The following is a 22,922-nucleotide window of genomic DNA, read 5'->3' on the forward strand; positions in this document are numbered from 1 at the left end:
AGCTGTCTCACGACATCGATGACGGTGCCGTCGCGCCATTCGACGACGCCGATTATTCTGTCGGTCGTCGCTACGGGGTCTGTCGGGCCGGACATTTTCCTCGCGCGCGCGGCAAGCTCGTCCATCGGCACTATGGGCAGGCCCTTGAGGCCGCTTACGGCGTCGAGCAGGTCCTTGCGGCGCGGGTTGATCGTCACGCCGTACTCGGTGACTATCGCGTCTATCACCTCGCCCGGCGTCGTGACGCTGTAGACGCTGTCGGTGACGCAGGGGATGCGCCCGCGCAGCAGCGGCTGCGCTATTATCGTGAGTTTCGCGCCCGCCGCTGTGTCCTGGTGTCCGCCCGTGCCGTGGAGCAGAGCGCCGTCGGCTTCGGTGTTGACGTTGGCGTTGAAGTCGGTGTCTACTTCGGTCGCGCCGAGTATGACGACGTCGAGCATGTTGACCGCCGCGCCGCAGTTCCACGGGTTCGCGTACCAGTCGGCGGATATCTCGATGTGGTTCGGGTTTTCGGCTATGGATTTTACGGCGTCGAGGTCGAAGGACTGCACGTCCATGAGCTTCCCGACGAGCCCTTCCTTGAGCAGTTCGACGAAGTAGCCGGTTATTCCTCCGAGGCCGAATCCGCCTTTTATGCCTTTGCGCAGCATCGCTTCTTTCATGAAGGCCGTGACCGCGAGCGGTATGCCGCCGGCTCCGGTCTGGAAGGAGATGCCGTCTTTAAAGTACGGGCTCGCCTCGATGAGCTGCGCGGCGTATTTGGAGATTAGCAGGCGCAGCGGGTCGCGCGTGACCTTCGTCGTGCCGGATACGATTCCCGCGGGGTCCCCTATCGAGGGGACTTCGGCCACTATGTCTGCCTTCGTCTGCGGGATTGAGACGGGCGAGGCGGGGTAGGGGACGAGGTTGTCGGTGACGGCTACCACGGTGTCGGCGTAGTCGGCGTCGGTGTAGGCGTAGCCGAGGGAGCCGCAGGCCGATTTGCCTATCGTGCCGCAGATGTTGCCGCAGCAGTCGGCTGTCGGCGCGGCGATGAAGGCGACGTCGATATGCACGTCTCCGGCCATGACGGCGCGCGGGCGTCCGCCGTGGCTGCGAAGGACGACGGGCACGCCCATGCCGCCTTCTGAGACAAGCTGGCCTATCGGGCCGTTGACTGAGCCCATGATTTTCGTGACGACCCCGCTTTTTATGTGTTCGATCACTTTTTTGTGGACTCCGAAGAGCGCGGTGGGGAAGAGCGTGAGGTCTTTGATTCCAAGCTCCGCGCATGCGTCGAGCACCATGTTGACGACGTAGTCGCCGTTTCTCAGATGGTGGTGGAAGGATATGGTCATCCCGCTTTTGAGGCCGCTCGCCTTTATCGCGTCCTTGAGCGATGGCGCGACCTTGTTGGTACGGTCGTTATTGAAGCAGCGAAGTTTCGCTCCTGCTATGCGGCCCTCGGGTTTTCTCGCGAAGGCGCCTTCGAAGTGGCGTACCTTGCCGTAGCCCTCTATGTAGTCGGGTATCTCGCGTTTTACTGCGTTGACTGTCATTGCCTGTCCCTCCTATGCGAGCAGCCCCGCGCGGATGAGCGTGTATTCGGCGCGCTTCACCACTGGGACGTCCACCATTTTGCCGTCTACGGATACGGCTCCCTGTCCGCGCTCCGCCGCCTCCTTCGCCGCGGCGATTATCTTCTGCGCCTTGGCTATCTCTGCTTCGGTCGGGTTGAAGACGTCGTGGACTATCGCTATCTGGTTGGGGTGTATGACGGATTTGCCTGCGAAGCCGAGCTGTTTGATGAATTCCGTCTCGCGCCGCAGTCCTGCGTCGTCCGTGACGCGCGAGTAAACTGTGTCGAGCGGGTCTACTCCCGCGGCGCGCGCCGCGAAGACGAGCATGCGGCGCGCCCATTCGAGCTCTGTTCCGTCGTCGGAACGCTCGGTGCGGAGGTCGGCTCTCAGGTCTTCGCCTCCGGGGATTATCGCGGCGACCCTCGGCGAGGCCGTGGCTATGTCGTAGGCGTTCCATATCCCTTTCGCGGTCTCGAGCAGGCAGAAAAGCTTGAGCTTGCCCTGCGGGATGCCGTTTTTGTCTTCGAGTATGGAGAGCTCTTCGTCAAGTATCTTGACGGTCTCTGGGCCGTCCACCTTCGGCGCGCGAACGCCGTCGAGGCGCTTCATCGGGACTATCGCGGCGAGGTCGTCTCTCCAGTATTCGGTGTCCACTCCGTTGATGCGGACGGTCACCTCGCGGTCGCCGAATTCGCCCTGTTCGAGGAATCTTGAGACGAGTATGCGGGCCGTGTCCTTCTCGGACATCGCGACGGCGTCCTCAAGGTCGAGGATCACTCCGTCGGAGCCGAAGAGCCAGCCGCGCGTCAGCATGTTCGGGTTGTTGCCGGGGAGATATAGCATAGTGCGCCGCATTTACTTCGCCCCCTTCAGTCTCTTGTAGGCGGCCTCGACGCGCGCTCCGAGCACTATGTCGAGCGCGCCGTTGTCCTGTACGGTCACCTTCAGATCCTTCGCCTCGAGCGCGGCGAGGGTCTCCGTTATCTTCTTTTCCATCGCGCTTTTGAAGCGCGCGGCGCTCGCGCCCGTTATCTCTATCGAGACGCCCGCGCCGGACGGCGCTTCTTCGAGCGTCACGAGGCAGTCCATCGATTCAAGCGTCCCCGCCTGCGATGTCTTCATCTGGCAATTCCTCCTTAAACCCAAAATAAAAGTTTCCACACTATATACGTATAAATTAAACTTTAAGATAATTTTTACATCTGTTTTATCAGGCGCATATTTACGACGCCGCCCTTTCATGCTTCTTGTCACGATGCTGCAAGATCACCGGTAAGAGGATGCTTGCAACACTTATTAACAATAAAACTACGACAATTGGTTTTTGAAAAACTGCCCAGTAATTATCCGAATACATCTGTACGGTACGCAGCAGCTCCCGGTCGGCAATGGGGCCTAATATTATACCCAAAACAGTAGGCATCACAGGAAAATCATATTGTTTCATAATGTAACCCATCACGCCGAATACAAGCATAAGCACCGAATCAAAAAACGCATTTCTGTTGGCGAAAGCCCCCAATACCATAAACAGCAGCACGCATGGTATCAGATACCGAACAGGAACCTTCAGAACATACGCGGCGCATAGACAAAGTACCATGCCGACTATATACATGACGAACTGCTGCACAAACAACGACGATATAGAGGCATAAATAATATCCCTATGGTCTATGAAAAGATTGGGCCCCGGAACCCACCCTTGCAACATAAGAGCCCCCAGCAGCATGGCAGTCGACGCGCTTCCCGGAATCCCCAGCACCAGCATAGTAGACATAGCTCCGCCTTCTGAAGCGTTATTGGCGGTTTCGCTTGCGATAATACCTTCAGGTATGCCTGTACCGAATAATTTTCTCCGCTTACAAAATTGTTTGCATTGATTATAAGAAAGCAGACTGGCCACAGTCGCGCCGGCGGCAGGCATAATGCCGACGATAACGCCGAGAATTGAAGTCGCTATCACCTGAACAGGCCTCTTTGCTATCTCTTTCCAAGCAGAAAGGATCTTAACGAAACTCGGCGTTGAAATCTCGCCGTGGACGACGTATTGCTGGCTTATGAGAGACAGGATCTCTGGCAAAGATAAAAAGCCGATTAAGCATGGTATCAGCGGTATGCCATCCAACAGGTATAAGATACCGAATGTTCCGCGCTCAATACCGTTAGCATTCATACCTATAGTACCCAACAATATGCCAAAAAGTCCGCTGAAAACCCCTTTAAGCGGCTCGCTGCCCAAACTGCCTACGACAGACAATCCAAAGACTGCTACCATAAACATCTCCGCAGGCCCGAACTTTAAAGACAGGTTTGCAAGCGGCTCTGTGATCAGCAAAAGAGATACGCATCCTATCAGTCCTCCGACAACAGAGCTTGCCAGAGCCAATCCAAGCGCCTCGCTCGCCAGCCCTTTTTTCATCATCGGATAGCCGTCCAATATCGTCGCTATATTGGCTGGCGACCCCGGAGTATTGATCATAATAGCTGTAATAGCCCCGCCAAACAATCCACCGGAATATATGGACAATAAAAAAACAAGAGCCGTCAGCGGATCCATCGTATATGTGAACGGCAGCATCAAAGCTATTCCCAACGTTCCAGTAAGTCCGGGCAAAGTGCCCAGCACCAGTCCAAAGAATACGCCGAAAAACATATATGCAATATATTTAGGAACTAAAACGATGGCAAAACCTTCGATGAAAGGGGTGAAGTCCATATTAAAATCTCCTTTCTGAAAAAATCAAAAGCCGAAAGGGCCGCTTGGCAGCGGAACCATCAATACCACCTTAAACGCCGCATATATTAGTGCTGAACTGATAATAGAAAAACATAATATCACCTCTTTGCTGCGTACGTTTAAAAAATACAGTGTGCTTGCCATAAACAATATGCTTGTAAGTACAAAACCTATATGCGGAATTACTAATATATATAAGGCGGTAAATGCAAGAAGAATAAGTTCTTTATAAGGCAAATTCTTCTTTACATCGGAAGCCTTCTCCGCATAATTAGTTCTTTTTCGCCAGCGCATATACTCGACCGCTATAAAATATATATAAAAAATTACAATGAGTATGCATATAGGCCTGATAAGCAATTTATCTATATTGTCTGCTTTTAGACTTTCTATATAATAAGCGATAGACAGGATCAGAACCAGGCTTGGTACAAAAAGAGACGCTAATACCCTACGCATTATTTATGCTACCCCCTTAACGCTCAAAAACACAATCGATTGCATATCCGCTATCCGCATATGTCAAAGCGATCTGACCTTAATAACTACCTGATTAAGGCAAAGGTTTATAGCAAATTATCAGTATCTGACAGTTAGTTCGTCTTTGTATTTTTCTACCAGTTTGTGTATGGACTGATTGACGCGTCTGCTTTCTTCCGGACCGATATACTGGTTGATCGGAGCCTGCATCGAATCAGATAAAAATTTTTGATATTCCGGGTCGTTTAATGCCTGCTGGTATGTGCTTAATAATTTTTCATACCTTTCAGGGTATTTTTCTTTCAACTCAGAATGAACGGCTATAAACGTGCTCATTGAAAGATTGGGGAACTCATTGCCCTGGAAGATCTCTCCAAAAGTAGGCACGTCCGGGAAAAGCCCGCTTCTTTTCGTACCTAACACAACAAGTATTTTTGCTTTTCCGGTGATAGAAATATCGCCGCTCGAATTGCCAATCATAAAATCCAGATGATCGCCCAACAGCGCCGTGCGTAATGCGTTGCCGTTGTCATACGTTACAGATTTAAAATTCCATCCGTATTCTTTTCTCAAAACCGACGCGGCAATATTTTGAGGGCCTCCGGCGATATAACCACAAGTAAGTTCTCCCGGGCGTTCTTTCACAGCCGCAGCAAGCGCTTCCGCAGTATCGTACTTTGAAGTATTTAATACGACGATTTCAACGGCGTCTTCCTGTTGAATATTTAACACGTCAAATTGATCAAACTTGTATTTGGCATTGTGCGTAATAATATTGGCGCTGAAATATACTTGGCATCCCAAATATATCGTGTTTCCATCAGCCGGAAGTCTGGAATATATCGTAGTCCCCACTTGGCTAGAAGCTCCGTCACGATTGTCTATAACAATCGGAACGCCGAGATATTTTTCCCAATATTTAGCCAGCCCTCTTCCCATAGCATCGGATGATCCTCCGGCCTTATATGGAATCAGCATGGTGATTTTATCTGACGGCCATTCAGCGGCATATAGATTGCGGTTAGACATAGCGGTAAATGATAGTATCATTGTAACAACACACAAAATGATTATTTTCTTCATGGTACCAACCTCCACCTTGTATATAAATTTTTGTGTACCGTTAAACCAATAACATACATAAAATTCAGCTGCGTCTTAAATAACTTAGTTAGTATTTCGCTATAATAGCCGTCCTAAAAAACGCATTTTATACACGGTGCAAAACATGACGAACTCCACATAAAGCGGTATCATCGCCAGTTTCAGATATATTATGGAGTTAATTTTTCGCAAAAATTACCCAATCAATCAGTAAAATTCCACCTCATCAACACTTCTAAAACTCCGCCGGCTATCGCCAAAGCCTTATCTGTGATGCTCCAGCAATGAGCAGGGTCTCCGCGCGGGTCGACGTCTCCGATCTTCAAACCTTTTGATACGCGCACCGTCGGATGAATAAGGCCGCGCAGTATTCCATCAAGTTGAGAACGCACTTCTGCACCGTTTACATATCCGACGACCTCATCCTTTTTGACGCTGTCACCGATTTTATGCACAGGCATGAGATAACCGTCGCATGGTGCGCGAAGCAGCCGCTCGACGCCAAACCCTTTCATCAATCCAGGGACTCCGGTGTTAGGTAGGGCGCTGCCGTTAGTAATGGCGCGCCCCAATGTGTGGCCTCGCTTAGTTTCTATCACGGCGTGCACGTCGTCCGGCGCGGAAAACCCTGGACCGATAGCAATCACGAGCGGCGCCATACTCTTAGTAGTACCGAGGTTTTTCTTTGCCATAATAGCGTCGATTACGACATCAGGATGCAGACGGGCTATAGCTTCTCCATTTGGGTCGACGGCGACTGGTACGATGCCTGTTTCAGACATATTGAAATTTACAGGATCGGTTACATGTACAGCCGTCATGTCTTCTACCTGTATCGAACCGTTAAATATCGCAGATGCGACGGAAACGCTTCGACGAACAACCAATGGATACTGCGTCTCCAGCACTATCACTGGATATCCCACTTTCCACAACCTGTATATTGTGCCCGTAGCCAGATCTCCGCCGCCACGAACAATAATCGTCGTTTTTCTCAACATGGCAAAGAAAAACCTCTTCTCTCAGTTTCGTTTTATAATTTCTTTATCTTCAACACATCGCAGCGCAAGCACCGGCCAGCCTCTCTTGCGATTTGCTCTTCGGCAAACCCGCATTCGACTTCGCAGAAGCAGCCCTTGCGCTCTTCCGGCTTAAGCACCGGCATCTTTTCGCGCGGGGTAGGAGTTTCGTCTATGGGCTTCGTCATTTCTCTGGGAAGATATTTCAGCGAAATCACCTGGCCGTCTCCACCAAGATAACGATCTATAGAAGACGCCGCTTCTTTTCCTCTATTTACGCTGTTTATAACGGAATCAGGCCCCGTAGTGCAATCGCCTCCCGCAAATATCCAGGGAGTGTCCGTCGTGCCGCAATATGAGGCTTTCAGCACGTTGCCGCGCACTTCCACAAGTTCTTTGTCGAGGTCGGCGACTTCCCGGCTCAGAGCCTGGCCGATCGCGCAGATGACATAATCCGCATGGACTTTCATCAACGCGTTGTCATCGTACTCAGGAGAGAAACGACCGTCTTTATCAAATACGGACACGCATTTCTTGAATGTTACAGAACCGACACGTCCGTCGTTCTTCTCTATAACCTTCGGCCCCCATCCGTTAAAGACATAAAGCCCTTCTTCTTTGCCTTCTCTGACCTCGTCAGGATGCGCCGGCATCTCTTTTTCCTTTTCAAGGCAGAAAAGTGACACTTTCGAAGCTCCAAGACGGATGGCGGTGCGCGCGCAGTCCATAGAGACGTTGCCGCCTCCGACTACGATGACTTCTTTGCCACTCAAATCGACGCCGCAGCCGGTGTTTACGGAACGCAGGAAAGAAACGCCGGAAACTACGCCTTCCGCATCTTCGCCCTCCACTCCGAGTTTTCTGTCATTATGGTCGCCTACGGCAAGATATACTGCCATATATCCGTCGTGGCGAAGATCTTTTATGCTGATATCTTTTCCTATTTTTTTGCCCGTCACAAATTCAATGCCCATTTCCTTGAAGAGTTCAAGCTCTTTTTTAAATTTGTCTCTGGGCAGGCGATATTCTGGAAGGCCGACGACGAGCATGCCGCCTATTACGTTCAACTGCTCAAATACGGTTACGTCATATCCTTTTTTCCGCAGATAGAAAGCGCAGGAAAGGCCGGACGGCCCGGAACCGACGACCGCGACTCGCTTGCCGTTGTTTTTCTCCATCTCCGGCATCGGAAACTTTCCGTCGTGTTCAAGCAGCCAGTCTGTGATGAAACGCTTGATACCGCGAATCGCTATAGGCTCGTCTATTTTTACGCGGTTGCACATGCTTTCGCATAGGTGATTGCATACTCTTCCGCAAGTAAGAACGAGCGGGTTTTCGTTCTGGATCACTTTGTACGCTTCCCTGTACATCCCGCGGCGGGCAAAATCGAGATAAAGCGGGACTTCCACGTTTGCCGGGCAGGCGTTCTGGCATGTGTAGCGCATGCAATGGACATACGCTGACGGGTCATGCCGCTCATAGAGGCATTCCGTGCAGTAAAGGCATTCTGTGATTCTGTCGAATCTGTGGTCCTTTACTTTACGAACCCACATGGGGTCTGCGATGAGCGGACGCGCCAGCGCAACCATATCGGCGCGGCCTTCGGCGATCACGCTGTCGGCAAACTCCGGATTTCCCAGCTTACCGACTGTAATCACGGGGACGTTTACGCACTTTTTGATTTCTTCGGCAAGATATACGTTCGGGCCGTCCGGGTATTCTATTGTAGGCTTGCCCCTCTGGTCAGAATATCCCTTTACCGGCGCGTCGTCAAAACGGACTCCGGCGGAGACGTCCATGCAGTCCACGCCGTGTTTCACAAGTTCCTGTGCGAATATACGGCTCTGGACGATCGTATTGCCGCCGAGCACGAACTCTTCCGCACTGATTCGGGCAAAAATCGGATAGTCAGGCCCGACGAATTCTCTTACTTTCTTTAGTATTTCCAGATGGATAAACATACGCCCGTATATATCGCCGCCGAACTCATCGGTACGAAGGTTGGTCCTGCGGGAGATAAAGTCTGCCATCGTGTATGTGTGGGCGTAGTGCAGCTCAATCGCATCAAAACCAGCAGCGTATGCGCGTTTCGCTCCCGCTACGAAATCGCCGATGATGCCGTAGCATTCTTCGTTAGTAAGCTCGTGCGGTTTTTTGCCGACGCCGTATATTGAATGGGCTATCTGAAGCCCTATCTTGCAATCTTCATTATGAACCGCTTCAACCAATCTCTTAAAGCCGTCAATGTGCTCGTCTCTGCTTATCTGGAGGCGCAGCCCTGCGTGTATGTAATATGAGCTTACGCTTGTATGCTCTGTCATAATGAGGCCGACGCCGGACCTCGCCCTGTCCACATAATGCTTTATCGTATTCTTGGTAACGACGCCGCCCGGGCCGGCCGAGTTTGTAAACATAGGAGACATAATGACGCGATTTTTAAGTTCCAACGTATTGATTTTTATTGGAGTAAAGAGCCCGACTCGTTCCACTACATTTTTCCTCCCCACGATGTTTATTCAGCCGAGCTGCTATTAAAATATTTTGCGGCCCGGCTGAATAATTAATTTTTTAGTTTCTATTTGTTCTTTTTTGCTTTTATCTTTTCCGCAGCAATTCTTACCGCATCGTAAAACTGCAAATATCCCGTGCAACGGCAGAAGTGACCGGACAGCTCGTCTCTAATGTCTTCCTGCGTCGGATTTTCTTCGCGCATAAGCAACGCTTTGGCGGAGAGGACGACTCCGGGCGTGCAGAATCCGCACTGGATAGCTCCGGCTTCCACAAACGCCTCCTGAATAGGATCAAGTTCTCCGTTCTGCTCGAGCCCTTCTATGGTCAGTACGTTTTTCCCCTGTACTTTCATGACGGGCACGATGCAAGAGTCGACCGGGAGCCCGTTCACAAGCACGGTGCAAGCCCCGCACTCCCCTTCTTCGCATCCTTTTTTAGTACCAGTAAGGCCGAGGTCGTATCTTAAAACGTCCGCCAGGGAATGGCTGGGGTCGACTTCAATAGCTATTTCTTTACCGTTTACCGTGCATTTCAGTTCCTGCATTAGAATCACCTCTTCCCTACATAAGCGTTTGAGCGGCTTCTGTAAGCGCCTGTTCGACAAGATCTTTGACGAGCACCTTGCGGTATGCGCCAGATCCTCTCACGAGCGAGTCGCGTGGAGACGCTTCGTCGCCTGCAATTACAGCAGTCTCCGCATACAGTGCGGCGGACGGCTTTTTCCCGATCAGGAACGCCTCGGCCTTCTGCGCGCGGAAGGGAACTACGGCGACAGGAGAGGCGACTATGCGCGCGGCGCTTATACAGCCGTCGCTTCCGGCATGAAGCATTACGGCGACGTTGACGACAGGGAGCGCCATAGCCTCGCGCGGCGCTATTCTCTTGAAGGCCGTTCCGTATTTCCCGTCTGGGATCTCGATCTCTATCGTTTTCATTACCTCTTTTGTCGGGTCGAGATTGCTGACGCCGACGCTTTTTGAAAGCGACGAAATGGGCTGTTTACACGAACCGCCGGCGTCTACAATTTCGCATACGGCCCCAAGGGCTGTCATTGGGACTACGGAGTCTGCGGCCGGCTGGGCGCTGACTATATTTCCCGCCAGCGTACCGAGATTACGTATCTGCGGAGATCCTACGCTGCGGCAGCCGTCGGATAGAGCAGGGAAAATTTTCTTCACCAGAGGATGGGCCGCGATTTCCGCATGAGTCATGGATGCGCCGATAAATATTTTCCCGTCTTTTACTTCGACGCCTCTCATTTCCTCAACGTCGGAAACGTCGACGAGCACGGAGGGAGAGACCTTGCCCTCTCTCATCCATAGCATCAAGTCCGTCGCGCCGGAAACAAGGCGGGCTTCGCCTTCATATTGAGCGAGCATAGCCACGGCTTCCGCCACGTTTTTAGGGAATAAATGTTTTACTACTTTTTTCAATTCGCTTTCCCTCCTACTTTAATTCCGAGCATCTGCTGCGCGATAATCAGCACGGAAATACCAAGGCCGATATAGCTCGTGATCGGTTCAGGATAAATCATCAGCAATCCGGCCAGCACAGCCAGAATTCTCAGAATCATCGGCATCTGTTTGCGTAAATAACCTTCCAGCCCGGAGCAGAGGATGATAACTCCTATCGTCGCCATTACCACGATGAATATGCTCCGCAGGCAGAAGTTCTGCGGCGTCACCATCAGCATCGGGTCGAACACGAAGATGAACGGAACCGCGAACGAGACAAGCCCGATACGGCAAGCCTGCCATCCGACGGTAGCGGCGTTTGCTCCGGATATACCGGCTGCCGCGTAAGACGCGACGGCGACAGGAGGAGTAATGGCAGACAGCGTCGCGAAGTAGACGACGAACATGTGAGCTTCAAGGGGCTGGAGACCGAGTTCATAGAGAGACGGAATGCAAAGCGCGGCGGTAAGGCAGTAAGCTGCCGCGACCGGCATTCCCATACCGAGCAGGGTGCATATCGCGGCGGTCAGTATAAGCGCGACAAGCGTGCTGTTTCCGCCGAGGCTGAGGATCAGGCTCGCAAGTTTACCGCTCAGTCCCGTCGTCATAAGTCCAGCTATGACGCATCCGGCGACGGCGCAGGAAAGGGAGACGATGACGGAGGATTTCGCCGCATCTTCAAGCGCCTTGATAATCTCAGGCAGCTTCATACGCGTCTCTTTGCGCGTCCATGAAGCGGCGATGACCGCCACTGTTCCGACGACGGCAGCGAGGTTGGCCGTGTAGCCTCTCATAAGCATAACGACGAGGATGACTATTGGGATAAGGAATATCCAGCCTTCTTTAAGCGTCGCTTTAACGGAAGGAAGTTCCTTCGGGTTCAGGCCGACAAGGCCGAATTTACGGGCGCGGAAGTGAACTATTAGAAGAAGCGCGAGGTAATAGAGGACGCCTGGGACGAAAGCGGCTATCGCTATGTCTTTATAGGCGATACCGGCCATTTCAACCATAAGGAACGCGGCAGTACCCATTATTGGAGGCATAATGCCGCCTCCCGTCGCGGCGACCGCAGTTACAGCGCCGGAGAATATTCCGTCATATCCGGCTTTCTGCATCATAGGAATAGTGAACGAACCTGTGGTGACGACGTTGGCCGTCGGGCTTCCGTTGATCATTCCGAAGAGGCCGCTTGTGATGATGGCGACTTTGCCTGCGCCGCCCGCGTAACGTCCGGCAACAGCCATCGAGAATTTGTAGAAGAAGTCGCCGGCTCCGGAAGCTGCAAAGAAGGAGCCGAACATGACGAACATGAACACGTACGTTGCAGCGGCGGCTATCGGCGACGAGTAAATTCCGTTCGTTGTATAGACGAGCTGGTCTAAAATGTCGACGGCGAGCAACTTTCTATGATAGAAAACTCCGGGAATAAGGTGGCCGAAAAACGCGTAAGCCAGGAAGATGCATCCGATAAAGGGAAGCACAAATCCCATGCAGCGCTTCGTCAGCCCGATAACGGCTACGACGGTCAATATACCGATCACTATTTCAAGATTCGACAACATGTCGACCATCGGCATACGCGTCAGATATATATCCATCTGGCTGCAGTAATAAACGCCGGCGAGCGCAAGAATTACGGCGTATATCCAGTCTTCGACCGGTATCCTGTTAGTGGTGCGAGGCCCTGGAGAATATGTCCTTGTATAAATCAAGGAGCACAGAACCATTATAAACGTAAGGTGGATCGCGTAATGCATCTGCGGCTGTACAGTCAGGAAGGTCGCCTGCGCCAACTGGTACAGCGACATAGCTACGGCTATCCATTTAACAACCTTTGCGTCTGTGCCGGACAGTTTACGTTTCTTACCCTCTTCTGTCATCAATCTCCAAAGTTTATTCACTGTTCACCCTCCATTTTACTCTGTCGGTAATACGGAAAAAGCCATTACAAAGGCTTTAACGATATGCGCCATATTGCCCGGGGATTATTTATCCTGCGGATGCAACGCCCAGTATAACTTCTCAGGAGTAATGGGAAGATCCCTGATTCGCACGCCGCATGCGTCTTCAATAGCGTTTGCGATAGCAGGAGCCGTCGGTATCAGCGTAGGTTCTCCGACGCCCTTTGCGCCGTACGGTCCAATAGGGTCGTTGCTTTCTATTTTGATGCCTTCTACCGCGGGCATATCTTTAATTGTCATAAAGGTATAGCCGTGCAGACCATTCGTCGCCGGATAACCTTTCTTGAAAAGCATATTCTCATACAAGCACCAGCCGATTCCCTGCGCAACTCCGCCTGTAATCTGTCCGTTTATGCCAAATTCGTTGACGACTTTTCCGACATCATGCACAGCAATCACGCGGAGGACTTTCACCTTGCCCGTATAAGTGTCTACTTCCACTTCTACCCCGTGCGCGCCGTAGCTGTAAGCGCTTGAATAGTCTCCGTAGAAATCCTTATCGCTGCCTTCCGTCGGAGGATCATAAGTCACGTACGCGGTAAGAGGCACGCCGGCGCGGCTTCTGATAGCTTTCGTAGCGACTTCCTTAAGCGTGAACAGGATGGACGGATCGCGGCTGCATTTAATAAGCCCACTTTCCATATACATGGTGTCGCGCTGACGCTTGCTCATTTGGGCCGCAAGAGACAGAACCTGATCAAGGACTTTTTCACAGGCCATGAGTACGGCTCTTCCACCAACAGTGGTAACGCGGCTTGAGTAAGTACCCATACCAAAAGGACAGACATCAGTATCGAGCGGCATTATTGTGATGTCGCTGATGGGAACTCCGAGCTTTTCCGAGGCGATCTGCGCGAACACCGTCTTTGCGCCCTGCCCCATATCCGACTCACCGGAGAATATGAAGACTTCGCCGTCCTCGTGAATTCTTATCATCGCACCAGAACCGTCGAATTTGTCTCCTCCGCGGTTGCCGGAAACGTGGGTCATACATGCGACGCCGATTCCGCGCTTTATCCTGCCGTTCTGATCTTCTTTGGGAAGTCTTCCTTCTTTGATCTTTTCAGCAGCGATTCTGATGCACTCGGACAGTTCGCAACTCTTCACGTTCCAGCGGTGCAGAGTGACGTCGCCTTTATGCACGCAGTTCTTAAGACGGACTTCCACAGGATCAAGGCCGATTTTCCGGCAGCACTCGTCTATAAAAGATTCGACTGCGAAGTGGCTCTGGCTGTTCCCGTAACCGCGGAATCCGCTGGTCGGGATTAAATTGGTGTATACGAGATAAGAGTCGCATTTGCTGGACTTATACCTGTAAAGGCAATCTGTACGCATCGACAAATTCAGCAGGACCTTCGGAGCCGCCCATGAATATGCCCCGTTGTCTGCGATGATCGTCATCTGCTTGCAGACCATGGTGCCGTCTTTCATCATACCCAGTTTCACTTTCATACGCGGAGCGATTCTGGGTCTTGTAGTAAGCTGCTCTTCATCACGGGTAAGCAGAATTTTGACGGGGCGTCCGGTCTTCTTGGCTAGGACGGCGGCGATCGGATGGAAGTTGCGTATCCATATCTTTGCGCCGAATCCGCCTCCAATGAAGGGAGCCTTGACCGTCACCTGCGTGGGTTTGATTCCAAGGGCTTTCGCTATTTCGTTGCGTCCCTGGAACGCAGACTGAAGACCTGTCCATACCGTCAGTCTGCCGTTCGCCTCCCACTGGGCCACTGCGCCGAACGGTTCCAGGTACAATCCGGAGACGCGATGGGTGCTGAATTCTTTTTCGAACACGTAATCGCACGAAGCGAAATCAGCTTCTATATCGCCGCGCTGAATATGATACTCGCGGGCTATATTCGTCCCCTTCTCTTCATGCACGAGTGGGGAATCTTTTTCCATTGCTTTTATCGGGTCGTCGACGACCGGCAAAAGTTCGTATTCAACCTTGATCAGCTTCAGCGCTTCACGGGCTATTTCGTCAGTTTCGGCCGCGACCGCCGCCACTTCGTCTCCGACGTAGCGCACTTTATCGACGGCGAGCATGTCCACGTCGGCGATTTCCATGCCGAATTTATTTTTGGGACAATCTTTGGCCGTAATTACCGCCTTAACGCCCGGCAACGCCTCAGCCGCCGAAGTATCGATCGACAGTATCCTGGCGTGCGGATGCGGCGAGCGCAGGATTTTACCAATCAACAGGCCGGGAAATTCCATATCGTCAAGATACTTCGCGCTTCCGCTGACTTTCTCTCGCGCATCAACAAAACTTTGTTTTAAACCAATGACATTCAATTTTTCGTCATTCATACAAGAGAGCCTCCTCGTGTTTAGTTGAATGGATTACGATAATTGTGTGACCTGGAAGAGGTGTTCGCCTTGCACACACTTTTCAATCACGCTCATGGCGCCGAAAACAAAAATCACTGCCCCCTGTATCATCTCTCTATCCAGCAATTCTTTGGCTCTGTCGCTTCCGGCTTGGAGCGCCCTTTCCGGACTTCCATGCCTGAGCCTGCCTACCGACTTGGTTACCATGAGACCAGGAATATCTGTTCCATAATCAATTTCTGACGCCGGACACTGAAGTATCGCAGGATCATCGCAGATACACGCGTTGGCGATAGCCGTTGCGGCGGCATCCGCTTTAGATGAATCCGACGACATCACAGTGACGGCCGAAGCGATGCCGCGAGTCAAACTCCTGCCTCCCAATCCGCTTGTAGCAAGGCCTCTTATCTTATCCAATGAATCAATTTTCAGCAGATGCGAGACATGACCGGTGCTGATGTCGCTGATAAGCCCAACCCTCAGAGATTCGCCTTCCTCTGAAGCCATATAGTACGCAATATCGCCGCCGTTATTCGCTATCGCGTAACTCGCTCCACACTCCACCATGGCCTCCACGGCAAAATCAGAAGTGGTTCCGGCAACAGCCGCCATCGGAGTAAAATCTTCCTCCTGCAGCAACTTTACAGACTCTGCCATTTTACGAACCGGGAGAGGCAGATCTGGAGAAATGCGCCCAATCCCACCGACAGGCGTTCTTAAAAAGTCCAAATGCTCCGCTATCGCTTCAAAAGCATCGAGGGCTCTTTGCGCGCCATGCACCGCAGCATCGGTATAAGGGACGCCACCTTTGCGCGCTTCCAACGTCATCGTCACCGGGCCGTAATCGACAAGCACAACACCGTCTTTTATTACGCTATACTTTATTTTATTCATCATTTTCAGTTAAGAGGCGTCAAATACAGATTTCCAGTGAAAGAGAAAGGAAATTCCTTTCTCTTTCACATAATTTTAATTGGAGATGGGCTTACTTCGCTTTATACTCTTCAAAGAACTTGACAGCGCCGGGATGAAGCTCAAGCGGGCTGACGTCTTCCATGGTCTCGAGAGTCATATCTTTAAGAGAACCGTGGATGCTGCGGAAATAGTCAAAATTCTCGTAGATCGATTTAAGGATCATATACGCTTCGTTCTCAGGAAGATCTGTGTTGCAGAAAAGAACCACTGACGCGGCGACGGTCGGGACGTCGCCCTCAAGGAAACCGTACGCGCTCTGCGGGATAACGGCCGAATATGTTCCAAGTTCGGCGTTTACCTTCTCCTGGGCCTCTGGAGTCATGCCGAGCAGCGTAAGATTAAGAGTGGTGCCAGCATCGACTATGTGGCTCGACGGAATCTGTATTACGTTGCTGTAAGCGTCTATTTTCCCGTCGCGCATGAGGTCGAGCGCAGCTCCCATAGAGCTGTTTTTGATGAATCCGCCCCATTTCTCGATATCGGCCTGGGTGAGTCCCTCCGCTTCGATCACTTTCTGACCTACGATGTCCATGAAGGAGTCCTTCGTGTTGAAATACGCTTTAAGCGGATACTGTTTCGCCTTGAGGTCGGCGAAAGAAGCTATGCCGGTATCGGTCTTCACGATGAAATGATTCATAACGTCGTGATAAAGTATGCAGAGAGCGCGCAGGTTTTCAAGTTTTGCTTTAAAAGGAGGCTTTCCTTCTGACGCCATTTTGATGAACTGCGCGTGGGCTATTCCAAGCTGGACCTTCCCGCGTGAAACGAGCATCAAGTTGGCAGCTTCCTGTCCGACTTCGTACGCCGTATTTGAACCGGGGTAACTGCGTCTGACGACTTCTCCTACGCCTTCTCCTATCGCCGCCCATGCGCCGCCGATCGATCCGCCGCTGATGGCCAGGTCAACCTTATCCGCCGCAATCACGGCAGAAGGCGTCATAGCTACAAAGGAAAAAACTGCCGCCGCTGAGAGAATCGCTACTAGAAACTTTCTCATACAAAATTCCTCCTTGTAAATATGTCTATCGATAGGGCGCCGCTGCTGGTGGCATTCAGCGGCGCGTTTATCGCGATGTTAGTCTTTTAATTCAGTAAACTCAAAACGACCTTCTTTTATAACGTCTTCTTTCGTGCGCATAGCATGCACGTGACCTTTTATTTTCTTGTAATTTTCAACAGTCATCGTATATTCGATGGGCGCCAGGACGGCGGGCGAAGCCGTATAGTTAAACGGATGATCTATCATTTTTTCAACGTCGGCCAGGAAGGTTATTCCGCCTCCGGGCATAATATACGTCGGCGCTCCGGCTATGGTGAGGTTTGCGTCGCCGCGGTGGACCGCCTTGGTGATCTGTATCGGGTCTACCGTTACGCCGGCGCGCGCGCTGCCGCCGACTCCGGCGTAGTACATGGCCGATACGCGGCTGTCTTCGCAGCAGCCGGCAGCCATATTACGGAATTCTTCAAGCTCTGCCGGAATTTCTACCGGCACGGGCTTACCGTCTTCAGAGACCTCAAAGAGCGCGATTTTACGCCATGTGGTCTCAGCGACCAGTATTTTCATACCGGGTTTGGCTATATTCATGTCTATTTCTTTGATCGCTTCGATCGGATCTTTGATATTCGTGCCGCCCCATCCGTCGCCGTGTTCAAAGAAATAACGCCCGTTCGTCGCTAAACGGCCGACCGGCGTAACGCCGCTGTAAGGCTTTAATTCGGCGCCGGCCGGATGTTTTGTAAAGAGGCCGGTGATGTGGTGGTCCAGAATAATGGCTTCGTCAATAAGAGGAGCCAGCGACCGGGCAAACAATCCGCAGCATGCTCCGCCGCATCCGACGCGCATTTTATCGTCTACAACGCCGTTGATGACGGGATGGTCGCCGACACGCAGCTCTAACGAGCAGCCTTTGTCTACAGTCAGGCAGACTTTCTCCCTGTTGCCAAGCTCAGCCATCGTCTTTACGACGAACATTCCATCAGGACCTTTTACTTTATTGACTCCACCTAAAATAAGAATATGAGAGCCGTATTGTTCGGTGGTAACTATACCGACGACTCTTCCGTCACGGCGGACCAACGCTCCTTCGTCGCCTACGTGGGCGTTGGTGTCAATTTTCACCATCATAGAGCTGTAAGAGACAGGGGCTTCGGTAACAACCGTGACGACGTCCAGGTTATCGCGTTTTTCGGTTACTATATATGGAGCAGGTTTGTAATCCGGATAGGCTGCTCCAGCGCCGACAGCAGACACAACCGGTTTCATTATGGCGATCTTTTCTGCCGGTATTGATGTATTGACAGGAATCTGTAAAGGTCTTACGAGCACCAGCTGACCGTTTTCATTACGGAATCTCTTGCACGCGCCCTGCTTCCCCTCAGGTATGCGGCAGCGGACTCCGCAGTTGCGGCACAGTAAAGTCTGTTCGCTGACGGCGTCTTCAGAAAGAGCGTTCAGTTTACAATACTTAATGCATGTGACGCAGTGCACGCAGTTATCGTTTACTACGGCTTTGCCGTCTATCACTTTTATTGCGCCGGACGGACAGACCTTTTCGCATGCTTTGCACCCGACACATTTCGAAACATCAACTTTTATCACCGAGCTCAACTCCTTTTATACAGAACTTACAAAAAGCTCCAGTAATGCTTTTATGGAGTTTCAACAAGCACTACTGGAGCGAGGACTAAGGGGTACGTCTAAAGTTTCCCTTCCTGTTTGGCTTTAAGTATAGCGAGGAGTCTCTCCTGTTCGTTATGAACGATCATTACGCCTTCGTCTACGCCCATACCGGGAGTTCCGGCCATGGCGAATGGCTTAGTAGCGACGGCGAGGTTTGCGCATACGATCGCTGCCTTGTCAGTCTGATTGCAGGTGCCACCCTGATAGGCAAGTACGCCGTGGGCTTTGCAGTAAAGGTCGGCCTCTACGATATTGTTGATGCCGCCGAGGTCGATAGTCTTAACCTGAACCATGTCGGCGCCTTTTGCATCGACCCACTGTACGATCTCTTCGTACGTATTGGCGTATTCGTCGATGATCAGCTTTAGGCGGCAGCCGGCTTTGTCCAGATACTGGCGCAGGTACTTCATAGCTTCAAGCTGCTTGTCGTTCGACTTCATATCGACCGGCATCTCGACAAAGACGTCATAGGGCTCGCAGGCTTCGGCAACCTTGATGAGGTACTCGCCGACTTTATCCAGATCATTGTTGAAAGCCTTACCGATGCATCCGTACACGTCGTAGCGCATAACAGGCTTGTAATCGGGGTCGCCGATCTCTTTAATGCGCTTTGTGACCCATTTTACCCAGTCAAGGAATATCTGTCCGTCGGTACCCAGCTTTTCTTCGACGTTGTTGATAAGGCCGTGCGGCATCATTCCGACTTTCTTCAGGATCATCTTGTCAACGTTCGTATAGCGCTCGTCGCCGGACTGGGCGTTGATGCGTACAGGCGTAAGGTCTACGGGGAGATGGTATTCGTTGAGTATGACTTCGCACATCGTCAGCTTCTGTTCGTAAGCGACAGCTTCAAGAATGGCCTGGGTAACGCCGTAGCGCACGGAGGCTGGCAAGCGCTCGCCGTCGAACTCGTAACGGTCAAACTTCTCCGCTGTAGATTTAAACTCTTTTATGTCCATACCCTCAAAGTATGGCGTGACGTACTTATCAATGAGCTTTATGAGGGCATCCGCGGTATTCGGGACTTCGCGGCCGCCGCTAGCGGCATACTGGGCGACGGCGCAGTCGCCGTACACGACGTGCCCGTCTTCCAGTACAAACATGACGGAAACGGCGACGCCGGGCTGGCGTATGCTCTTGAATCCGGGCGTTACCGGCTTCCCTTTGTATACAAAGCCGTCAGACTTGGCACCGGCCTTTATGGCTTCCTTGTCATCCATATAAAATCCGGTGAGACCTTCAGCGCAAAGTACCTTCTTAACTTTCATGACTAAATCGGCCCTTTCAATAAAATAGTTTAACGAATAACTTTACCGTCTTTCGCGACGAGCTTGCCGCCGATGTATACTCTCTCTACATTTTTCAGCTGCGGATATTCGGTTACCACGATGTCGGCAGTGTAGCCTTTCTTGAGCTCGCCGAGGTTAGGAGCAAGAAGAGGCAGGACTTCCGTCACGCGCGAGGTTCCCTGTCTGACCGCCTTGGCAAGGCTTACCAGCTTCTTCTCAAGAGCCGCGTGCTGGATCGCTTCGAGCATTGAATCGCTGTGGCCGGCGGCAAAGTCGGTGGAAATAATGTCTATCAGGTCGTTCTCGTAGAACGCATAGAGATTGTCCGGCGTAGCGACGAGGTGCTTGGCTCCCCACGGATCATGCACTGCTGCATCGAGAATTACGCCAGGGAACTGCTTCAGGTAACGCCCGTTTTCCACGCACTCTTCCGTTGTGAACAGATAGTTCGAGTGGCAGCAGATAAGCGTGTTGAGCCCCATCTTCGCTATTTCATGCACGATATATTTTGATGTAGGAGCATTGTGTATCATCAGCGGAACGTTATAGCGCTTTGCAAGCACAGCAGCTTCGCGATAACCGTCAAGGGCTACCTTGACTGACGCAAGCGTCGTCTTGTAAACAATATCGCGCGTCTCTTCGGGAGTGAGGAAGCTGTCCAGCTTGGCTTCCTTCAGCGCCGCCGCCACACGATCCCTGTCGTAGTACGATTCTTCAATATAACGTCCGAGGACGGAGAGCTTCATGGCCCTCGCCTGGAGATAGTCTATATCCTTACCCTTGAGCTCTTTCACTGCGCGCGGGATGTATAGATAGTCCTGACCGCCGCCGCCGAGAGTATGACCGCCGCCGACTTCGCCGATGCAGACCGCGCCGTCAGCGAGCATTTTTTCTACAGTCATCGCTTTGTGCTTCGGAAGGAATCCTTTACCGTCGCAGATCTCTCCTGCGTGATAATTAATCGGAGCATGGGTCGTCGCCGTCTTAATGCGGATGGGGTGGCATTTCTGCGTTTCCTGCACCTCGTCCATCGTCGCAAAACCGTCGACGTTAAGTACGGTAGTATGGCCCTGTAAAAGACTTCTGTCGAGATGGTCCAAAATAAAGTCGCGCCCGTAGTTTACACAGCCGCTGGCAAACATGACGCCAAACGTAACGCCGTGCTGATGATGGTTGATCATTCCGGGCATAACGCATTTGCCCGTGCAGTCCACTACTTCTTCTGCATATGCTTCAATATTTTCGTCATAATACAGATTAACATCGGCGACCAGTCCATCGACTTCAATAACATTGGCCTTCTCCAGGACTGTCTTCCCGTCTCCGGTAACGACAGTACCGTTCTTAAATATCTTCATACACAAGCCTCCTCATTAATTAAGCATTACGCTTGAAATGTATATTCTGCGCGGCGCGGATCAAAACAGCATCCAAGCCGCATAGATACAACGCGGATTCCGCTCGCCCTCTGAGGCCCGACTTTGACGAAAGTACCCAACACAGTCGTTTTGCCGCCGAGTCCCAACGCGCCATATCCAGCTTCATTAACGACATCTGTTATTCTGCGCTCAAGGGGAGACTGGACGAGGAAATTACCTTTTGCCATTGCTTCCACACAGAGCGCCGCCGCTTCATAATTTGAACGCCCTATACCGAACACGAGCACGCAAGGCAGACATCCCAGCAGTTTTGCCCCCTCTTTGCCCCACGCAATCATTTCATTGACTACCGTATCCAATGAGTGTTTATGAAAAACACGAAGGGTTTTACCTCTGATTTCGGGCCCTCCGCCATACATCATAACGGTCAGCTTAATATCTTTTCCCGACGTGCGCCTTATCTGGATAGGTGCGGGCAGCAACGCTCCTGAATCATCGGACAGTCCGCGGCACTGGCTGATACGTTCTTCGTCGTTCCCAAGCACAGCCATCGGACGCCCCGGCAATTTTCGCAACCCCGCCGCTACACCTTCTTCAACGGCACGAAAAAAACCGTGCGGCACGTCGCATTCATCGCCTATTTCTACAAAAAGATGCGGTATGCCGGTGTCGTCGCACAGCGGAAAAACTCTCGATTCTGCTATTTCGGCATTCTCGAGTATATTGTTTAACACCCACTTCGCATAGCTGCTGTCTTCTTTTTCGATAGCGTTCTTATAAGCGGCTATCTGGTCAGGGCGAAAAACAGTACTTGCCTTAACCAATGTCTCTGCTGTTTTCTCTACAATTTCGTCGTATCCTAGCATCCTACACACCCCAAAGTAAAATTTACAACACTGATCACTTAATCATAAATCGACTCGCCGTGCGCAATGGCCACTATCGCCGGGAATCGTTCGACATCAATTTCGTAGAGGGCTTCCATTCCCTCTTCAGGAAACGCAACGACGCGTTTACTTTTTATTGTTGCAGTCAGAAGAGCAGTATTGGGAGGAGTAACAAGAAAAATAGAATTATTCTCTTTCAGAGCTTCAGCGGTTTCCTTCTTCAGACTTCCCTTCCCTATATGCATCTTTACTCCGGCTTTAGAAAGAGCGGGGATACTTCCTTCAATCTCCAATTTGTTGCTTGAAGTAGGACCGATACCGGCCGGGCTGACCGCCGTATGAAAAACAGCAGACCCTTTCAAGTGAATGCCATTTTTTTCACACGTTCCATTTTTAATACATGCTACAACCTTAGGTAACACTGCATCCCGTCCTGCAAAAATCGGGCCACAGATTTCTACCATGTCATAAATATGTAAATCTTTAATAATATCATCGCCTACAGGCATCTGTATTCTTATGCTCATATAAGTTTTCTCCTTAATAATATACTATC

The 22,922-nt window shown here is 51.4% G+C and carries 19 protein-coding genes; all 19 read right to left on the reverse strand.

The window, feature by feature from the left end; genetic code table 11:
* The coding region (gene citF, locus B5F39_RS07720) for a citrate lyase subunit alpha (protein WP_087365616.1) at positions 1 to 1,538 on the reverse strand (1,538 nt) is incomplete at its 3' end.
* Positions 1,539 to 1,550: 12 nt separating this feature from the next.
* Complete coding sequence (locus tag B5F39_RS07725; protein ID WP_087365618.1) at positions 1,551 to 2,414, reverse strand: aldolase/citrate lyase family protein; 864 nt, start codon at positions 2,412 to 2,414, stop codon at positions 1,551 to 1,553.
* The gene (gene citD, locus B5F39_RS07730) at positions 2,415 to 2,681 is read right to left on the reverse strand and encodes a citrate lyase acyl carrier protein (RefSeq protein ID WP_087365620.1); all 267 of its coding nucleotides are present in this window, start codon (positions 2,679 to 2,681) and stop codon (positions 2,415 to 2,417) included.
* Positions 2,682 to 2,781: 100 nt separating this feature from the next.
* Entirely contained in the window at positions 2,782 to 4,278 is a 1,497-nt protein-coding gene (locus B5F39_RS07735) for a tripartite tricarboxylate transporter permease (protein WP_087365621.1), read from the reverse strand.
* A 24-nt stretch (positions 4,279 to 4,302) separates the two neighbouring features.
* Entirely contained in the window at positions 4,303 to 4,758 is a 456-nt protein-coding gene (locus B5F39_RS07740; protein ID WP_087365623.1) for a tripartite tricarboxylate transporter TctB family protein, read from the reverse strand.
* A 120-nt stretch (positions 4,759 to 4,878) separates the two neighbouring features.
* On the reverse strand, positions 4,879 to 5,862 hold the full coding sequence (locus B5F39_RS07745) for a tripartite tricarboxylate transporter substrate binding protein (RefSeq protein WP_087365624.1): 984 nt from the start codon (positions 5,860 to 5,862) through the stop codon (positions 4,879 to 4,881).
* Positions 5,863 to 6,086: 224 nt separating this feature from the next.
* Positions 6,087 to 6,884, reverse strand: coding sequence for a selenium-dependent molybdenum cofactor biosynthesis protein YqeB (gene yqeB / locus B5F39_RS07750; RefSeq protein WP_087365626.1), 798 nt, complete (start codon positions 6,882 to 6,884; stop codon positions 6,087 to 6,089).
* 32 nt (positions 6,885 to 6,916) lie between these two features.
* Positions 6,917 to 9,409, reverse strand: a complete 2,493-nt coding sequence (locus B5F39_RS07755) for an FAD-dependent oxidoreductase (protein ID WP_087365628.1) — start codon at positions 9,407 to 9,409, stop codon at positions 6,917 to 6,919.
* A 68-nt stretch (positions 9,410 to 9,477) separates the two neighbouring features.
* Positions 9,478 to 9,957 (reverse strand): (2Fe-2S)-binding protein, encoded by a 480-nt coding sequence (locus B5F39_RS07760; protein ID WP_087365630.1) that lies wholly within the window; start codon positions 9,955 to 9,957, stop codon positions 9,478 to 9,480.
* A 16-nt stretch (positions 9,958 to 9,973) separates the two neighbouring features.
* Positions 9,974 to 10,846, reverse strand: a complete 873-nt coding sequence (locus B5F39_RS07765; RefSeq protein ID WP_087365632.1) for a xanthine dehydrogenase family protein subunit M — start codon at positions 10,844 to 10,846, stop codon at positions 9,974 to 9,976.
* Positions 10,843 to 12,768, reverse strand: coding sequence for a TRAP transporter permease (locus B5F39_RS07770; RefSeq protein WP_143330692.1), 1,926 nt, complete (start codon positions 12,766 to 12,768; stop codon positions 10,843 to 10,845). Before B5F39_RS07770 ends, B5F39_RS07765 begins: the two co-directional genes overlap by 4 nt.
* Positions 12,769 to 12,852: 84 nt before the next feature.
* Positions 12,853 to 15,135 (reverse strand): xanthine dehydrogenase family protein molybdopterin-binding subunit, encoded by a 2,283-nt coding sequence (locus tag B5F39_RS07775; protein WP_087365635.1) that lies wholly within the window; start codon positions 15,133 to 15,135, stop codon positions 12,853 to 12,855.
* A gap of 33 nt (positions 15,136 to 15,168) precedes the next feature.
* A complete protein-coding gene (locus tag B5F39_RS07780; RefSeq protein ID WP_087365636.1) occupies positions 15,169 to 16,053 on the reverse strand; it encodes a hypothetical protein in 885 nt (294 codons plus the stop codon).
* Between the two features lie 88 nt (positions 16,054 to 16,141).
* Positions 16,142 to 17,128 (reverse strand): TAXI family TRAP transporter solute-binding subunit, encoded by a 987-nt coding sequence (locus B5F39_RS07785; protein WP_087365638.1) that lies wholly within the window; start codon positions 17,126 to 17,128, stop codon positions 16,142 to 16,144.
* Positions 17,129 to 17,206: 78 nt separating this feature from the next.
* The gene (locus B5F39_RS07790; RefSeq protein ID WP_087365639.1) at positions 17,207 to 18,730 is read right to left on the reverse strand and encodes a 4Fe-4S binding protein; all 1,524 of its coding nucleotides are present in this window, start codon (positions 18,728 to 18,730) and stop codon (positions 17,207 to 17,209) included.
* A gap of 98 nt (positions 18,731 to 18,828) precedes the next feature.
* Entirely contained in the window at positions 18,829 to 20,079 is a 1,251-nt protein-coding gene (locus tag B5F39_RS07795; protein WP_087365641.1) for a methylaspartate ammonia-lyase, read from the reverse strand.
* Positions 20,080 to 20,108: 29 nt separating this feature from the next.
* Entirely contained in the window at positions 20,109 to 21,458 is a 1,350-nt protein-coding gene (locus B5F39_RS07800; RefSeq protein ID WP_087365643.1) for an amidohydrolase family protein, read from the reverse strand.
* Positions 21,459 to 21,484: 26 nt separating this feature from the next.
* Complete coding sequence (locus B5F39_RS07805; RefSeq protein WP_087365645.1) at positions 21,485 to 22,345, reverse strand: fumarate hydratase; 861 nt, start codon at positions 22,343 to 22,345, stop codon at positions 21,485 to 21,487.
* Positions 22,346 to 22,383: 38 nt separating this feature from the next.
* On the reverse strand, positions 22,384 to 22,893 hold the full coding sequence (locus B5F39_RS07810; RefSeq protein ID WP_239391179.1) for a fumarate hydratase C-terminal domain-containing protein: 510 nt from the start codon (positions 22,891 to 22,893) through the stop codon (positions 22,384 to 22,386).
* Positions 22,894 to 22,922 lie beyond the last annotated feature (29 nt).

The organism is Cloacibacillus sp. An23 (genome assembly GCF_002159945.1).
GTDB lineage: Bacteria > Synergistota > Synergistia > Synergistales > Synergistaceae > Caccocola.

Excerpts from the sequence above, each read along its gene's own strand:
- B5F39_RS07725 (WP_087365618.1), bottom strand. The coding sequence starts at position 2,414 with ATGCGGCGCACTATGCTATATCTCCCCGGCAACAACCCGAACATGCTG.
- citD (WP_087365620.1), bottom strand. The coding sequence starts at position 2,681 with ATGAAGACATCGCAGGCGGGGACGCTTGAATCGATGGACTGCCTCGTG.
- B5F39_RS07735 (WP_087365621.1), bottom strand. The coding sequence starts at position 4,278 with ATGGACTTCACCCCTTTCATCGAAGGTTTTGCCATCGTTTTAGTTCCT.
- B5F39_RS07740 (WP_087365623.1), bottom strand. The coding sequence starts at position 4,758 with ATGCGTAGGGTATTAGCGTCTCTTTTTGTACCAAGCCTGGTTCTGATC.
- B5F39_RS07745 (WP_087365624.1), bottom strand. The coding sequence starts at position 5,862 with ATGAAGAAAATAATCATTTTGTGTGTTGTTACAATGATACTATCATTT.
- yqeB (WP_087365626.1), bottom strand. The coding sequence starts at position 6,884 with ATGTTGAGAAAAACGACGATTATTGTTCGTGGCGGCGGAGATCTGGCT.
- B5F39_RS07760 (WP_087365630.1), bottom strand. The coding sequence starts at position 9,957 with ATGCAGGAACTGAAATGCACGGTAAACGGTAAAGAAATAGCTATTGAA.
- B5F39_RS07775 (WP_087365635.1), bottom strand. The coding sequence starts at position 15,135 with ATGAATGACGAAAAATTGAATGTCATTGGTTTAAAACAAAGTTTTGTT.
- B5F39_RS07780 (WP_087365636.1), bottom strand. The coding sequence starts at position 16,053 with ATGATGAATAAAATAAAGTATAGCGTAATAAAAGACGGTGTTGTGCTT.
- B5F39_RS07785 (WP_087365638.1), bottom strand. The coding sequence starts at position 17,128 with ATGAGAAAGTTTCTAGTAGCGATTCTCTCAGCGGCGGCAGTTTTTTCC.
- B5F39_RS07795 (WP_087365641.1), bottom strand. The coding sequence starts at position 20,079 with ATGAAAGTTAAGAAGGTACTTTGCGCTGAAGGTCTCACCGGATTTTAT.
- B5F39_RS07800 (WP_087365643.1), bottom strand. The coding sequence starts at position 21,458 with ATGAAGATATTTAAGAACGGTACTGTCGTTACCGGAGACGGGAAGACA.
- B5F39_RS07805 (WP_087365645.1), bottom strand. The coding sequence starts at position 22,345 with ATGCTAGGATACGACGAAATTGTAGAGAAAACAGCAGAGACATTGGTT.
- B5F39_RS07810 (WP_239391179.1), bottom strand. The coding sequence starts at position 22,893 with ATGAGCATAAGAATACAGATGCCTGTAGGCGATGATATTATTAAAGAT.